Here is a 13563-nt window from a genome sequence, read left to right on the forward strand (position 1 = left end):
GGAAGTCAAATACTATGAAACCCATAAAAGCGAAATGTGAAGCATGTGAGCACGTGTTTCGTGTTCACATGCTCACAGCACGATTACCGAACCGTGTGGACAAGCACTATTTCATTTGTCCAAGCTGTAAAACAGAATTTGTAAGTTATTATTCGAACCGTGAAATGAGACAGCTGCAGAAAGGAATTTCGAAATTATACAACGGTTTCCGTAAATGTTATACAAAGGACCAGGCAAAAGTGATTCAGGCAAAAATCGATAAAAAAGATTTAGAGTTTAAGTGGCTATCAGATAAATTACGAACGGAAATTGAAAATAATTTACCAAATTAAAGGGGGATGAAGTTATATGGATATACCTAAACAATTGATGATTGGTAGTGTACCGTACGATGTGGAAGTCGTAAAAGGATGGCTTGAAGAAAGAGAAAACGGAGAAGTAAGAATTGCAGAAGTAACGTATCACGAACAACAAATCAAGATTTCGGACAATGTAGCGAAGCATGAAGGGCAAATGAAAAACGTACTTCATGAAGCGATTCACGCAATGCTTTATGAATACGGACTCGATCGTTTAAATAAAGAAGCAAACGTAAATGCATTAACTACAGTCTTTTTCGACTTTATTAAAAATAACATTCGTGGTGGTATCTCCAGTTTTGTAGGGTATCAGTATTTATTACTTAAACGTCCAGAAAAAACGAATATAGAATTTTATGATTCTGATGCGGATCCTGCCACTCTAAGATTAAAAAAAGAAACAGATGAACTTTCATTTATAAATACAGCGGCGGAACTTGTACAAACTATTAATCAACACCCACCAGAAGTGGATGTTTCAGTATTAGGAACTGCGATGGCAAAAACGGAGATTCATAACGCAGTAGACGATATTACGCGTGAACAGCTTCATGAATGGACTGTCAAAACGGCTCCTGAAAAGCCGACTCGTAAACTTCCAATCGTAGACGTAAATCGTAGCTCGTTTCCTGTTGAAGAGATAGCAAAGATCACGAAAAAAGAAGAAGAAGCTGATCCGATTCATTGGAAAACAGGTATTAAGTATGACGAAGAAGGCAATCCGAGATATCGTACACGCTATGAGTGCCGCATGTGTGGAAATCGTGGGAATCAATACGAGTACAAAGAGAACAAATTCACGAAATGTCATAAATGTAATGCGAAACTCAAGATAGTACAGGCAACGAAAAATGGATTCCCTGAACGCGATGCATTCGGTAATTTTTACGTAGCTAATGATGAATACAGCGTTATTTTGGATGGTGAGTAAAGATGAAGAATATACCTACAAAAAACATAAGTGAAGAACTGGAGACACGTGAGGGTGTCACAACAGTACAAGTAAGCCCCCATGAAAAGATTGAAGTAGCCGGTATTACGGTTGAGGGTCCGGCTGTAATTCTAATTAATAAAGACTAGGAGTGACTGGATGGAACTTATATATGAATATCCGATTTGGACAACGTGGTTCATCTGTGTAATATTCTTTGGTTTAGCTAGCGTTATAGAAACGATTAAGAAGTAAAGAAAAGGAGCTGAAGAGAAATGAAGGAAAAAGATTTAAACATTTCAGAAGTACGAGGTGCGAAAAAGAACATTTCAGACTTACAAGTTTATGGTGATGTAGATATGTTCGCTTTACTTTGCAAAGCGAGTTCTCAAGAACAAGGTTGGATGAAATCAACTAAGGTTTGTAACGTAAAAGGCGGTTGCGTGATGCAGGTGACAACGCAGCAGAAGAATCCTGATGGTAGTTATGCGGTAGCTGAGGCTTTAACGTATGTGCCAGGTGTTCATATTGATACAGAAAGTGAACCGCGAAAGATGGTTCCAATCCCTGCGGAAAAATATGAAGTTAACACTCTTGTAGAACTAGGGGAACGACGTCTTCAATCTAGTTGGATAAAAGGAGCTGAAGAGAAATGAAATCAACAGGTATCATTCGTAACATTGATCCATTAGGACGTATTGTGGTTCCGATGGAATTACGCCGTACATTAGGTATCCAGGTAAAGGATCCTATGGAGATTTTCGTAGATGGTGAATCTATTATTCTACAAAAATATAATCCTAATAACTCTTGCCAAATTACAGGCGAGGTTTCAGAAGAAAATATTGAACTAGCTGGCGGTAAACTCGTGCTAAGTCCTGAAGGGGTTGATCAGGTATTAGCGGAACTCGAAGCACGTTTGAAGGGGCGATAAAATGAGCGAACCTAATAAGCAATATACAAATATCGAACTGGAAATGATTTTGGACAATTTTGTCAAGGCGTTACCAATGCAAATACGAATGCAGCGCGAGATGTCTAAATTACTTAAAGCACGTTTTGACGCACTTGTTTCAGAAGGTTTTACTGAACAACAAGCACTAGAAATTGTAAAGTCACGAGGTATAGAGTGAAAGGTTCGGAAGCAATTTTACGAGCGATGCACCAGGTTGGAGGAGAAATCCCGGCTACGCAGTTTGATACGTGGCTGGGACAACTCTCTCAGTTAGGTCTACTGGAGCAAGTCACGAAAGATGATAAACATGTTTATTATTATCGGCTTACAGATAACGCAAGACAGTTTTTAGCAAAGAAGGGTATTATTTAAATACCAGATACCGCTAATGATGGGGCTACGTCCTCAAAAAATGCAGTTGCTAATTCTTTTGTACTAGCAAATCTATATACAGTTTCGAAGTGAGTTCCTTTTCTGAAGAATTCTTCAAATAAAGGGTTGGTAAAACTTCCATCATCTAATCTACTAGTGAAAATATAATAAATTAGTCTTGTTAGTGCGTATGTTTCATGGCACATTTCGTAATTTTTAAACCCTGTAAGTCCTAGATGTGGATCATTAAGCGAGCCTTTTAGTTCTGTGCCAAAACGCGTAAGTTTACTACCTGGAATTTTTACGAGACCGAAGTCTGAAACTTTTATCATTTTTGAACCATCAAGATGTTTTATTAGTATATTTTTCGGTGAAATATCTCTGTGCAGAATCTCTTTACTATGTATGTATTGAAATGCGTTACAAATTTGACGGACAAACATAAGTTTTTCATTTATAAATTTATGGTCAGAATGCTGTTCAACATAATCTTCTAGAGTTTCATCTACACATTCCATGATGTAATAATTTTGTTCTTTATTTAATGAGTAAACATCAAGAATAAAAGGATGATTTAAATTTTTCATCACATCAAATTCCCTATAAAAGCGCTCTTTTTCATCTTCTGTTAAGTCATCAAGTGCTTGTTTATACGCGAATTCATGGTCATAAAGAGGGTCTAGGTATTTATACACAGTCGCGTATGAGCCTCCACCAATTTCTTCAGCAGGGAATGTGAAAATACTGGTAGATCTCACGGCTGTTATTCCTGATTTTAATGTAAAAATAGGATTAATTTCTTCTAACTTCGCAGGGATAAAAGCATTTGGTAATGGGCTGCCGCCGCTAGTTCTTAGAAATGTTTTACAGTAACCGAGATATTGGCTATAGTTAGAATTCAATTCAAAAGCAAATGGAGTATCAATTGTATGATCTTGCAAAGTATTTATATCTGTTATCAACTTGTATAACATTCGGCTTTCATCAGCATTATAATGTCCGGATTGCGATTTAGTGTTGAGGTAGTTAAGTAAACCGTTAAAACTTTCATGAAAAAAAGCAAAGAGTTTATCTAAAGGGGCAGGCATACCCTCATAAAATTTTAAGAATCTTTTATTTAGATTACTGCCATAAATATTTTGATAATGCTCCAATTGTTCTTCTAGGTAGTTAACTAAGTATTCTTCGTTTGTTGTAGTCATACATGAAACCTCCTGCTAATGCGTATTTATATAATCATAACAAAAAATGCATATTTTGGTTATATAAATTTAAAGATTTGGCAAGGTGGTTAAGAGCTGTGTTTTTTAAATGAATACAACAGAGGGAGGAAGCTGTATGGAAAAGGAGTAAGGAACATGACGTCCGAAGAAATCCGTAACTTACAAATCGATGGAGTAGATGTTCCGTTTTACGATGGATATGTGACGATACAAGAAGGAGTTGTTACGGGTAAGCTCACCTGGAGTCTCCATGTTGTGGATTATGGGGTAAGTGAATTTGTGGCCACGAACCAGTTACGTGATGTGAATATCGAGACAGAGCAGGGCAATGTATATGCTGGAGAAGGATTGATTGCGAAAGTGACTGAGGAACGGTTTCTCTTAGCTGGAAAGTCGGTGCTACGTGGTTATGAGACAACAGCGACGTGGCACGTGTTTCAAGATTCGGAGATTCACAGCTGATTACACGAAAATAAAAATATATAAAAGAAAAGTTTTTAGGAGGGGGTCTAATACACTACAGTACTCAAAAAAGAAAAAGACAATAAAAAAGAACCCCCCTTAAAAAAATATACCTTATATATATAATATAAATATAAAACTAATAATTATATATTATATATATAGTAGTATTTATTAATAGTTATATAGTATGTAATACTATTAATGGTTTAAGGTGTTTGTTTTAGGGGTTTGATTTTCTGAGTCAGGAGGTTCGGAGATGACCAGAATTGACGGCTATGTTTCAAAGAAGACGATACGACTATGGCTGGAGAATTACGAATCGTTGGCTGTAGGTGATCGGTTCCCTGATGCCCCACCTAGCTTTACTGGACCTGGTGCACAGGACGGGAAAGGTGATGGGCGGTTGAATAAGATTGTGCTGGATCAGGCGATTAAACAATTACCGAAGAATATGCGATATGTCGTACTTGCGCGGTACGTGGTTAAGGTTCCGCGGAAACGAATACTGCATACGCTGAGTATTAATGCCAATGAGTATTATAAGTACTGTGATAAAGCTGTAGATACGCTCTATCTGATAATCAATGGTGACATGGTTGGTATGAACCAGCTAATAAAAAAAGTTGAGCAAGGCTTGACAAAGTAGGGTTTTTCTAGGTACAATTTATGCTAGGATAGGTATTTTGTGTACATATCCTCCATATTTTCATTATGTCAAAAGCCAGGAACCTAGCACATGGGTACCTGGCTTTTTCTATGCCCGTTGGATTGGACTGACTGTGGCGTATATAGTAGGTAGAAACTAAGGTGACTACTGTAGTAGTTATCTAACTGTCGGCAACACGAAAGGTGAAACCGATGGGTGTTTTTATCAGCCGAGCTCGCTGAGAGAGAAGGGTCTTTGAGACTCAGGGGGTCATAATCATTCATATCGGTATCATAACTTAAAGGTTTTGACACTTTGTTATGGGTGTGATAGTATCAAGGTTGTCAATTTAGGAGTTATTTTGCACCTATTTTAAGCGCTATTTTGCACTATGAGTAAATATAAAAAGCCCAATTTCTCATTAAAATTGAGAAATTAGGCTTTTTTCGTTGCTCCATTAAAGCGCCCTTTTCTGGAACAACAACATTTTCATTTAATGCTTTTTCATCCACTCTGATTTATTCAATATATAGTGATTATATAATTCATTTTCTATCGTTTGTTGACTCAGATAAGTAAATCCGCATTTTTCAATAACTTTATTTGATGAAACGTTGTTAATTAAAGCTACTGCGTTAATGACATCTAAATTTGTATTTGTAAACAAATAGTTAATCAATCCTTTAGACGCTTTAGTAGCGTATCCTTTCTTTTGAAATTCACTTGAAATGGCATACATAATTTCTCTATTCGGTGAAGGTAGCTCATCTTTAATGCCTGTACAGCACCAACCAATAAATTCATCTGTTTCCTTAATAAATACCCCTAGTTTTAAAAAATGACCATCTATGTTTGATGTATTTACAGCGGCATCAAGAAAGGCTTTATTTGCTGGTATTTCATAATTGGTAACCCAATCTACCCTTTGTTCTTTTGTTGATTTCCAGTCTGGCAAGAACTTAAATATTTCGGGTTGATTTGAAATTCTGTATATACTATCTGCATCTTTAATGGAAAACTCTTGGATATATATATATCCGCAATCTATTCTAAATAATCTTTCTGATATTTTATGCTTCATAACTCTACCCCTTATAAGTCATATTTTCATTACTTCTTTTAGTGAGCAATCTTATTCCATTTAAACTCCCTTTTCCTTAATGGTAATTATCTCAAAATTTAATTATTTATACAATCACTTATTCCAGAATATGGACCGATTGCGGAACAAAATTAAAAAAGCGCTTTTTATCAAAAAAGCAGCCTGCCAATATTTCTTAAACCCAATATTTGTTCCAAAACTCGTCCTTTTCTGAACACGCTTCTTTTTGATTTAAAAGAAGCGTGTTTTATTGTCTTATATGTAATAAAACTCTGTTCATTATTCTATGTTCAATAACCAATGTGTTTCTATCTTATGTTACAATGGTAATAGAGTAAAAATTAGAAAGAGTGATAATTGGTGTTAATTGGATATGCACGTGTATCTACAGGATTACAAAATTTAGATTTACAAACAGATGCACTAACTCAATATGGTTGTAAGAAGATTTTTCACGATAAAATGAGTGGAACAAAAAAACAACGTCCTGGTTTAGAGGAAGCAATTCATTATGCACGTGAAGGCGATACAATTGTAGTTTGGCGATTGGATCGTCTAGGACGCAACATGCAAGATTTGATCCAAATTGTGAATAACTTAAATAAACGTGGTATTGGTTTTCATAGTCTTCAAGAAAACCTAACAATGGATAAAAGTAATGCAACAGGACAATTGATGTTTCACTTATTCGCAGCTTTTGCTGAATTTGAACGTAATTTAATAGAAGAAAGATCGGCTGCCGGTCGAGCGGCAGCTAGAGCAAGAGGAAGGCTCGGTGGCAGACCAGAAAAGTTTGGATTGAAAGACATAGAAATGATGAAATCCCTAATTGAAAGTGGTACACCTATCAAAGATGTCGCAGAAAAATGGGGTGTATCTCGTACTACAATTTATCGCTATTTAGAAAGACAATAAATCGGAAAGGTGGTTATTAATGCAAAATGAACATCCTCCATTAACGGCTTATTCAGAAGAACAACGTCGAGAAGCAATGGTAAAGTATAAAATCATTGCGCCTTATCTTACCGATGAGAAAACATTAACTGTTATTATAAAAGAAACCGGTATTGCCAAAAGAACGCTGCAATACTGGATTCAGGACTATAAACAAAATGGATTAAAAGGTTTAATTCGAAAAACAAGAAGTGATGCCGGCAAAACACATTTAGAGCCAGAAGTTGTCGTGTCGATCGAACAATTGATATTGAAGTACAAAAGGAATTCATTAACGTCTATTCATCGGATGATTTGTGAGCAATGTCAGAAAAAAGGCTGGGAAAAACCAAGTTATTATCAAGTGCATAAGGTATCACAGTCCCTTTTGCCAAGCCTGAAGAAGTTAGCGCATGATGGCCAAAAAGCATACAACAATCAATATGATTTAATTCATCGAAGAGAGGCAAGCTACCCCAATGAAATTTGGCAAGCAGACCATACCCCATTAGACATTATAGTTTTAAATGAAAAAGGAAAACCAGAAAGACCTTGGCTAACAATCATTTTAGATGATTATAGCCGAGCAGTCGCTGGATATTTCTTAACTTTTGAAAATCCCTCTGCTATACATACATCTTTGGTCTTACACCAAGCAATATGGAAAAAAAGCAATCCCGATTGGAAAATATGTGGGATTCCTGAAATATTTTATACAGACCATGGGAGTGACTTTACATCCAACCATTTAGAGCAAGTAGCAGTTGATTTAAAAATTAATCTAGTTTTTTCTACAGTTGGTGTTCCAAGAGGGCGTGGGAAAATAGAGAGATTCTTTTTAACCATTAATCAATTGTTTCTGCAAGATTTACCCGGTTATTTGGGAAATCAGACTAGCACTTCACTTCTTACCATTAAAGAATTAGATGAAAAATTATCAAATTTCATTATAAGTAACTATCACCATAGGGTTCACAGTACAACAAAAAAAGAACCGATACAGGCGTGGAATAATTCTGGATTTCTTCCCAATATGCCTGAGAGTTTGGAAAGTCTTGATTTATTATTGCTAAATGTAGCGAAACCAAGGAAGGTTCATTCTGACGGGATTCACTTCCAAGGACTTAGATATATAGACACAAATCTAGCTGCATACATTGGAGAAACTGTCATTATTCGTTATAATCCAAGAGACATTGCGGAGATTCGAGTGTTTTATCAAGATAAATACTTATGTACGGCTATTTCCCCTGAAATCTCCGATTATACAGTAGATTTAAAAGAGATTGTTTCAGCACGAAATAAAATACGGAGAAGTCTAAAAAAGCAACTCGATTCTGGAAAAACTGTTGTAGAAGAAATTGCCTTGTCAAAGAAAAAGGATCTAGAGAACAAAATAAATGAACCTACCAAAAAGTCAAAGTCAAAGTTAAAGAGGTATTTCAATGAATAAAGGTCAAAAATTTATTGAAACAAAAGAATATAAGCGATTTGCCGAGTTTTGTGATGCATGTATCAAATATAAATATATAGGCATTTGTTATGGATTACCGGGTGTAGGAAAAACATTGTCCTCAAGGTATTATGCAAATTGGGATTCCATTGAAAAACAAATAGCTTATAAAACAGCAAATGAAATTGGCCAAGATGCAGATGAAAAAATACTTGAGGCTAGGACAATTTTTTATACAGCTCCAGCTGTACGAGCCACTAAAATGACTGACGAGATTCATACTATTGGAATTAGAATGAACATGGTAAGAACTATGTATAAAGTACTTACTAAGGGAGAAGAAGAAAAGTACTCCACTGACGCTTATGAAGATATCGACCTGATTATTGTTGATGAAATAGATCGCCTAAAAGTACAAAATTTAGAACAACTTAGGGATATCTACGATCGAAATGATATAGCGATGATATTAATTGGAATGCCTGGCATTGAAAAGCGATTAGCTCGATACCCTCAACTCTACTCTAGAATTGGATTTGCCCATGAATTTGATAAACTTAGTAAAGATGAAACCCATCATATTTTGGAATATAAATGGAGAGAGTTAGGACTTTCTATAAAGCTTGAGGACTTTTCCGATTATGAGGCAATAACTAGCATAATAAAGATTACTGGAGGGAACTTTAGGCTCATACAGAGACTGTTCACTCAAATTGAAAGAATACTCGAAATTAATAAGCTTGAAACAATAACAACAGAAGTTGTTGAAGCCGCACGAGATAGTTTAGTAATCGGAATCAAGTAAATAAAAACGCTATCGTTTTATATGATGATAGCGTTTTTATATTTACTTATAATGCAAAATATTACTTAAAACAAGCGCAAAATAACTCCAAAAGTGACACAAGGTATTAAATGGTGTCATAACTTAGTGTCATTAGTTAGGCCGAAATGGAGCTGATATGAATGAAGTACGGATATGCGAGGGTAAGTACGATTCACCAGGACTTAGAGGCACAGATTCAAACACTGGAGAAGGAAAGCTGTAGTATAATTTATTCAGAGAAGTTCACTGGTACAAAAGCTGATCGTCCTAAGTTTAAGGAACTACTTTCGATACTAGAGTCAGGTGATACCTTGGTAGTTACTAAGCTGGATCGTTTTGCTCGTTCAACTGTAGATGCGATACAGACTGTGAGAGAACTGTTTGAAAAAGGTGTGAAGGTACATGTATTGAACATGGGACTGATAGAGGATACACCGACAGGTCGCTTAGTATTCAATGTTATGAGTGCGTTCGCAGAGTTTGAACGTGACATGATTGTTGAGCGGACACAAGAAGGTAAGGCAATTGCTAAGCAGCGTGAAGACTTTAGGGAAGGTAGACCGAATAAGTACAGTAAGAAACAAATTGAACACGCACTAGGTTTATTAGCTAATAAGCATTCATATAAGCAAGTAGAAGAAAAGACTGGAATAAGTAAAAGTACTTTAATACGAGCGAAAAAGAAAAAAAAGTCGGAACAGTAATTCCGGCTTTTTATTTTGGGGCAAAAAGAAATCCCCCGGGGGAGGTCAAATCTGGTGAGGGACTGGCAGGTGCTCGTAACGTTCCGCCAGAATTTTTAAACTCGAGGGGTTAAACAGAACGAGTTTTTGTAAATAAACACACCTACTATGTAACTGGCGGGTGTGTTTATTTATAATAATACTATTCAATAGATTAGTTGGTTTGCATTTCGCACCATGCATTAAGCGATGCTTTTCCGATCGTCATGAAAATAAGAACAATAGCTGGTGCTATAAAAGAAGCTGCTAGTCCAACCTTTGCACCAATTAAAGCTGATACCATAGAAACAATAGCTGTTTTATTTTGAGGTAATTGAGTTAATTGAGTAAACTCATTTCGCTCAGCGGCATAATCAGGACTTCCGCAAAGTAATTTTTGTACCTCTTTTTTTAGTAAATCAAAAAATTTCTTTTCTGATTTTGGTTGCGCACTGAAAGGAGATGTATAATCAACAGAGGCTTCAAGCCATGCTGATGCAGCTTCTTCATAAGAATTTGAGACAAGTAATTCAGATACTATACTTTTTTGGTAATCTGGTAACACATCAAGCCATTCTGAATCTTTTTGTTTTTCGAAAAATGAGTTTGTATTAGTCATTTATAACATCCTTTCCATGTATTCTGTAGAAACAGCATGTGTTGTTTGGTGCAATGTTTGAGGGTCAATTCCTCCAAGGTCAATACCGCCGCCAATTGTGGGAACGTAAGCACCAATCAGTATAGCAATAATTGTATTATCTGATTTTCTAATAACAGGTCCTCCAGATTGTCCTGGACGTGCTTGAATGTTCAAGACTAGGTGTTTGGATTTAATTTTTTTAGAACTAAGTAGAATTTTGGCGCCAACTTCACAAGTTTGTTGGGTCAAGACAATTCTACCCAAGTCAGAGTGTGGAAAACTGGAAATAGTAACTTCATCACCTGGATTTATTTCATCAGAATTTCCAATCTTAAGGTGCGAGTAGAAGGCATTTTTACTTTGCAAAGAAAGGATACAAACATCTCTTATTGGGTCTATATGCTCGATTTTAACAGCATAAAAATTTGATTGGGTGAGAGTTGTGTCTTGGTAACCATTGTCAAAGTTGTCATTGAGCTTGATTACTAGATTTACATCAGTGCCATTAACTACGTGTGCTGCTGTTACTAATGTGTTTTTCCTATTGATTAAAGTACAGGTACCTGCGGCATGATATGTACCATTTATAAGTCTACCTATTGAGAAAATAAAGCTATTCATGATTATAGACCACCTCTAAATTTATATGAAAATACAAGTAAATTTTACCATGGAAATATAGTGATTTAAAAGTTTAAATATACGAATTTCAAGGCAGTCGATATTAAATCGATTGCCTTTTTCTATTTCACGAAGAAAGGGGAGCGGGATGATGGCGAAGTTAGACGAGTTAAAACAGAAACTTACGGCTAAACAAATTCAAGCGGCGTACTTGCTTGTAGAAAATGAGTTGATGGAATCGAATAACGAGGAAAAAAGAACCCAAGACGAAATGGCGAACGAGCTTGGTATAAATCGGACAACGCTTTGGGAGTGGCGAACTAAGAACCAGGACTTCATCGCATTCAAGAGTGAAGTGGCCGATAGTTTTCTCGCAGAGAAGCGCGAGCAGGTATACAGCAAGTTAATGCAGTTAATTTTAGGGCCGCAACCAAGTGTAAAAGCGATGCAATTGTACATGCAGCGATTCGGTTTACTGACTGATAAGAAAGTAATCGAGGGTGATTTAGGCAATGCAACTCGTACAAATGCTGAAATTGAAGAACAGCTTGAGAAATTAAAAAAATTGACAGGCGAGTAAAAGGAGGGCGGGCTACATGGCATATATAGACGGTAAATGGTTAGCCCGTCAAGAACGTCAGGAGCGTATCAATCTTGTAGCAGAAAGAGCAAAGAAATTACAGGAGTTGTACGAAACTGGCGAGGCTACAGAATATTATATGGATACACTACTTGCTGACATCGATGAGCTAGAAAAGTTAAAAAGGGTACATCGTGGAGAACATGACATGTTGTACTTCATGTATGAGTATTTCTCGGAAGAAGGAAATCCCGGAAATCCTGATAACTTAATCCCGGCTGGAGTAACGATGGATGATGCGGCTGAATTTCACGAAACCTTATGTGGCTTGTTAGATGACATCACAACAGGTAGGGAGAAAAAGAAAAAAGTAGCCTGGAGTGTAGGTCGTGGCCATGCGAAAACCGCATACCTGAGTAATGGTTATTTGTGTCATCAAGTCGTGTATCGATTAAAGCAGTATATTGTTTTGATTTCTGAAACATCTGATGTAGCCGGTGACTTTATATCCTGGGCGCGTGATCAGTTAAAGTATAACGAAAAATTACGCGAGGATTTCGGTATCTTACTTCACGAACAAAAAAGCCGAAATGAAGTTGATAATGATAAAGAATTCGTTACTTTAACAAATACGAAAGTCGAAGCAAAAGGTATCGGGACACAGGTGCGTGGTTTGCGTCACGGTTCAAAAAGGGTTCAGCTCTACATTTTGGATGATTTGGAGAGTAAAGAAAATACCGCGACAGTTGATTTAATCGCAAAAAATAAACGCTGGTTCAAGGAAGAATTACTACCAGGTTTAAGTCGACAAGAGGGTGCCTGTATTTATATGGGTACTATCGTTTGTTACGACAGTTTATTGCATCACGTTATTAAGAACCGTCGTGATTTCGTATCAAGATCGTTCCCGGCAATTTTGAAATGGTCAGAGCGTGAAGATTTATGGCAAGAGTGGCGGGAGATTCGTCAGGTGGATGAAGAGGAGGCTTCTGATAAAGCTCGTGAATTTTATGAGCAGAACAAAGAAGAAATGCTCCGTGGTACAAAAACGTTATGGCCATCACATTTCCCATACATCGATTTGATGGAAATTAGAGAAGATGACGGTACCAAAGCGTTTAACCAGGAGTATCTATGTAACCCGACTGACGAGGAAAGACAGATATTTAAACCTAAATATTTCACGTACTGTACTGAAGATGATTTAAAAGACAAAAAACTTTTGTATTACGGTGCGGTTGATTTCGCAATGGGGAAAGAGAAAGGTGACTATAGCGTAGTAGTTACAATTGCGAAAAACGTGGAAACAGGAACTTGTTATGTTATCGATATTTTTATGGAGCGTGTTCATCCAAATACATTGCTAGAAAAAGCTGTAGAATACACGCTGGCATATCAATATGAATCAATCGCAGTAGAGGCACAACAAGCGCAGGAGTGGTTTGCGGATAAGGTTGGAGAGGAATTGCAGAAAAAAGGGTATCCTTCATCGACGCGCTTAAAACAAATTAAGCAACGTACACGAAAAGCACTACGTATTGAGTCATTATTACCTGATATACAGAGTGGTAAATTACGTTTTATGAAACATTTACGTGCTTTATTGGAGCAATTTGAAATGTATCCGATGCATCCACATGATGACGGTCCGGATGCGGTTCAAATGGCTTTTTCTATCGCATATAAACGTGCAAGACGTAAAGCAGGCACTACAGGGAATTCAAGATATTGAGGA

General features: G+C 36.7%; 19 protein-coding genes. 15 read left to right on the plus strand and 4 right to left on the minus strand.

What is annotated here, in order from left to right:
• Positions 1-14 precede the first annotated feature (14 nt).
• The 7 genes from K5S59_RS11770 to K5S59_RS11800 all read left to right on the plus strand — a co-directional run bounded on the left by K5S59_RS11770 (position 15) and on the right by K5S59_RS11800 (position 2617).
• Positions 15-332 carry a hypothetical protein gene (locus K5S59_RS11770; RefSeq protein WP_000802566.1) on the plus strand — a complete coding sequence of 106 codons (318 nt, stop codon included), beginning with the start codon at positions 15-17 and terminating at the stop codon, positions 330-332.
• Between the two features lie 16 nt (positions 333-348).
• On the plus strand, positions 349-1290 hold the full coding sequence (locus K5S59_RS11775; protein ID WP_000354189.1) for a hypothetical protein: 942 nt from the start codon (positions 349-351) through the stop codon (positions 1288-1290).
• Between the two features lie 2 nt (positions 1291-1292).
• On the plus strand, positions 1293-1439 hold the full coding sequence (locus K5S59_RS11780; protein ID WP_000790088.1) for a BC1881 family protein: 147 nt from the start codon (positions 1293-1295) through the stop codon (positions 1437-1439).
• A gap of 126 nt (positions 1440-1565) precedes the next feature.
• Positions 1566-1946: a hypothetical protein gene (locus tag K5S59_RS11785; RefSeq protein WP_000659531.1), complete on the plus strand. Its 381-nt coding sequence runs from the start codon at positions 1566-1568 to the stop codon at positions 1944-1946.
• A complete protein-coding gene (locus K5S59_RS11790) occupies positions 1943-2224 on the plus strand; it encodes an AbrB/MazE/SpoVT family DNA-binding domain-containing protein (protein WP_000843025.1) in 282 nt (93 codons plus the stop codon). Before K5S59_RS11785 ends, K5S59_RS11790 begins: the two co-directional genes overlap by 4 nt.
• A gap of 1 nt (position 2225) precedes the next feature.
• Complete coding sequence (locus K5S59_RS11795) at positions 2226-2423, plus strand: hypothetical protein (RefSeq protein WP_001294613.1); 198 nt, start codon at positions 2226-2228, stop codon at positions 2421-2423.
• Positions 2420-2617 (plus strand): hypothetical protein, encoded by a 198-nt coding sequence (locus K5S59_RS11800; protein ID WP_000678671.1) that lies wholly within the window; start codon positions 2420-2422, stop codon positions 2615-2617. Before K5S59_RS11795 ends, K5S59_RS11800 begins: the two co-directional genes overlap by 4 nt.
• Here the strand turns inward: K5S59_RS11800 and K5S59_RS11805 are convergent.
• Positions 2614-3819 carry a protein kinase family protein gene (locus K5S59_RS11805; RefSeq protein ID WP_000214049.1) on the minus strand — a complete coding sequence of 402 codons (1206 nt, stop codon included), beginning with the start codon at positions 3817-3819 and terminating at the stop codon, positions 2614-2616. The genes K5S59_RS11800 and K5S59_RS11805 overlap by 4 nt on opposite strands.
• Before the next feature lie 156 nt (positions 3820-3975).
• On the opposite strand from K5S59_RS11805, the gene K5S59_RS11810 reads away from it, so the two are divergent.
• On the plus strand, positions 3976-4302 hold the full coding sequence (locus tag K5S59_RS11810) for a hypothetical protein (protein WP_000200018.1): 327 nt from the start codon (positions 3976-3978) through the stop codon (positions 4300-4302).
• A gap of 259 nt (positions 4303-4561) precedes the next feature.
• Positions 4562-4951, plus strand: coding sequence for a hypothetical protein (locus K5S59_RS11815; protein ID WP_000196742.1), 390 nt, complete (start codon positions 4562-4564; stop codon positions 4949-4951).
• A 493-nt stretch (positions 4952-5444) separates the two neighbouring features.
• Here the strand turns inward: K5S59_RS11815 and K5S59_RS11820 are convergent, their stop codons facing one another.
• Entirely contained in the window at positions 5445-6032 is a 588-nt protein-coding gene (locus K5S59_RS11820) for a GNAT family N-acetyltransferase (protein ID WP_000680909.1), read from the minus strand.
• A 381-nt stretch (positions 6033-6413) separates the two neighbouring features.
• Here K5S59_RS11820 and K5S59_RS11825 point away from each other — a divergent pair, with 381 nt between their 5' ends.
• The 4 genes from K5S59_RS11825 (at position 6414) to K5S59_RS11840 (ending at position 9969) form a co-directional block, all read left to right on the plus strand.
• Complete coding sequence (locus K5S59_RS11825; RefSeq protein ID WP_000904909.1) at positions 6414-6968, plus strand: recombinase family protein; 555 nt, start codon at positions 6414-6416, stop codon at positions 6966-6968.
• A 19-nt stretch (positions 6969-6987) separates the two neighbouring features.
• Positions 6988-8439: a Mu transposase C-terminal domain-containing protein gene (locus tag K5S59_RS11830; protein ID WP_001178744.1), complete on the plus strand. Its 1452-nt coding sequence runs from the start codon at positions 6988-6990 to the stop codon at positions 8437-8439.
• Positions 8432-9244, plus strand: a complete 813-nt coding sequence (locus tag K5S59_RS11835; protein WP_001032575.1) for an AAA family ATPase — start codon at positions 8432-8434, stop codon at positions 9242-9244. Before K5S59_RS11830 ends, K5S59_RS11835 begins: the two co-directional genes overlap by 8 nt.
• Before the next feature lie 161 nt (positions 9245-9405).
• A complete protein-coding gene (locus tag K5S59_RS11840; RefSeq protein WP_000873651.1) occupies positions 9406-9969 on the plus strand; it encodes a recombinase family protein in 564 nt (187 codons plus the stop codon).
• Between the two features lie 193 nt (positions 9970-10162).
• On the opposite strand, the gene K5S59_RS11845 is transcribed toward K5S59_RS11840, so the two are convergent.
• Both K5S59_RS11845 and K5S59_RS11850 read right to left on the minus strand, forming a co-directional pair.
• Entirely contained in the window at positions 10163-10606 is a 444-nt protein-coding gene (locus tag K5S59_RS11845; RefSeq protein WP_000185755.1) for a hypothetical protein, read from the minus strand.
• Positions 10607-11248, minus strand: a complete 642-nt coding sequence (locus K5S59_RS11850; protein ID WP_001083941.1) for a S1 family peptidase — start codon at positions 11246-11248, stop codon at positions 10607-10609.
• 148 nt (positions 11249-11396) lie between these two features.
• On the opposite strand from K5S59_RS11850, the gene K5S59_RS11855 reads away from it, so the two are divergent.
• Entirely contained in the window at positions 11397-11828 is a 432-nt protein-coding gene (locus tag K5S59_RS11855; RefSeq protein ID WP_230090773.1) for a phBC6A51 family helix-turn-helix protein, read from the plus strand.
• A gap of 16 nt (positions 11829-11844) precedes the next feature.
• The gene (terL, locus tag K5S59_RS11860; RefSeq protein ID WP_000323342.1) at positions 11845-13560 is read left to right on the plus strand and encodes a phage terminase large subunit; all 1716 of its coding nucleotides are present in this window, start codon (positions 11845-11847) and stop codon (positions 13558-13560) included.
• Positions 13561-13563: the final 3 nt, after the last annotated feature.

The sequence above is a fragment of the Bacillus sp. BML-BC051 genome (assembly GCF_019656175.1).
In the GTDB taxonomy this organism is placed as follows: domain Bacteria; phylum Bacillota; class Bacilli; order Bacillales; family Bacillaceae_G; genus Bacillus_A; species Bacillus_A mobilis.

Coding starts and splice junctions, on each gene's coding strand:
- K5S59_RS11770 (WP_000802566.1), top strand. CDS start 15: ATGAAACCCATAAAAGCGAAATGTGAAGCATGTGAGCACGTGTTTCGT.
- K5S59_RS11775 (WP_000354189.1), top strand. CDS start 349: ATGGATATACCTAAACAATTGATGATTGGTAGTGTACCGTACGATGTG.
- K5S59_RS11780 (WP_000790088.1), top strand. CDS start 1,293: ATGAAGAATATACCTACAAAAAACATAAGTGAAGAACTGGAGACACGT.
- K5S59_RS11785 (WP_000659531.1), top strand. CDS start 1,566: ATGAAGGAAAAAGATTTAAACATTTCAGAAGTACGAGGTGCGAAAAAG.
- K5S59_RS11790 (WP_000843025.1), top strand. CDS start 1,943: ATGAAATCAACAGGTATCATTCGTAACATTGATCCATTAGGACGTATT.
- K5S59_RS11795 (WP_001294613.1), top strand. CDS start 2,226: ATGAGCGAACCTAATAAGCAATATACAAATATCGAACTGGAAATGATT.
- K5S59_RS11805 (WP_000214049.1), bottom strand. CDS start 3,819: ATGACTACAACAAACGAAGAATACTTAGTTAACTACCTAGAAGAACAA.
- K5S59_RS11810 (WP_000200018.1), top strand. CDS start 3,976: ATGACGTCCGAAGAAATCCGTAACTTACAAATCGATGGAGTAGATGTT.
- K5S59_RS11815 (WP_000196742.1), top strand. CDS start 4,562: ATGACCAGAATTGACGGCTATGTTTCAAAGAAGACGATACGACTATGG.
- K5S59_RS11820 (WP_000680909.1), bottom strand. CDS start 6,032: ATGAAGCATAAAATATCAGAAAGATTATTTAGAATAGATTGCGGATAT.
- K5S59_RS11830 (WP_001178744.1), top strand. CDS start 6,988: ATGCAAAATGAACATCCTCCATTAACGGCTTATTCAGAAGAACAACGT.
- K5S59_RS11835 (WP_001032575.1), top strand. CDS start 8,432: ATGAATAAAGGTCAAAAATTTATTGAAACAAAAGAATATAAGCGATTT.
- K5S59_RS11840 (WP_000873651.1), top strand. CDS start 9,406: ATGAAGTACGGATATGCGAGGGTAAGTACGATTCACCAGGACTTAGAG.
- K5S59_RS11845 (WP_000185755.1), bottom strand. CDS start 10,606: ATGACTAATACAAACTCATTTTTCGAAAAACAAAAAGATTCAGAATGG.
- K5S59_RS11850 (WP_001083941.1), bottom strand. CDS start 11,248: ATGAATAGCTTTATTTTCTCAATAGGTAGACTTATAAATGGTACATAT.
- K5S59_RS11855 (WP_230090773.1), top strand. CDS start 11,397: ATGATGGCGAAGTTAGACGAGTTAAAACAGAAACTTACGGCTAAACAA.
- terL (WP_000323342.1), top strand. CDS start 11,845: ATGGCATATATAGACGGTAAATGGTTAGCCCGTCAAGAACGTCAGGAG.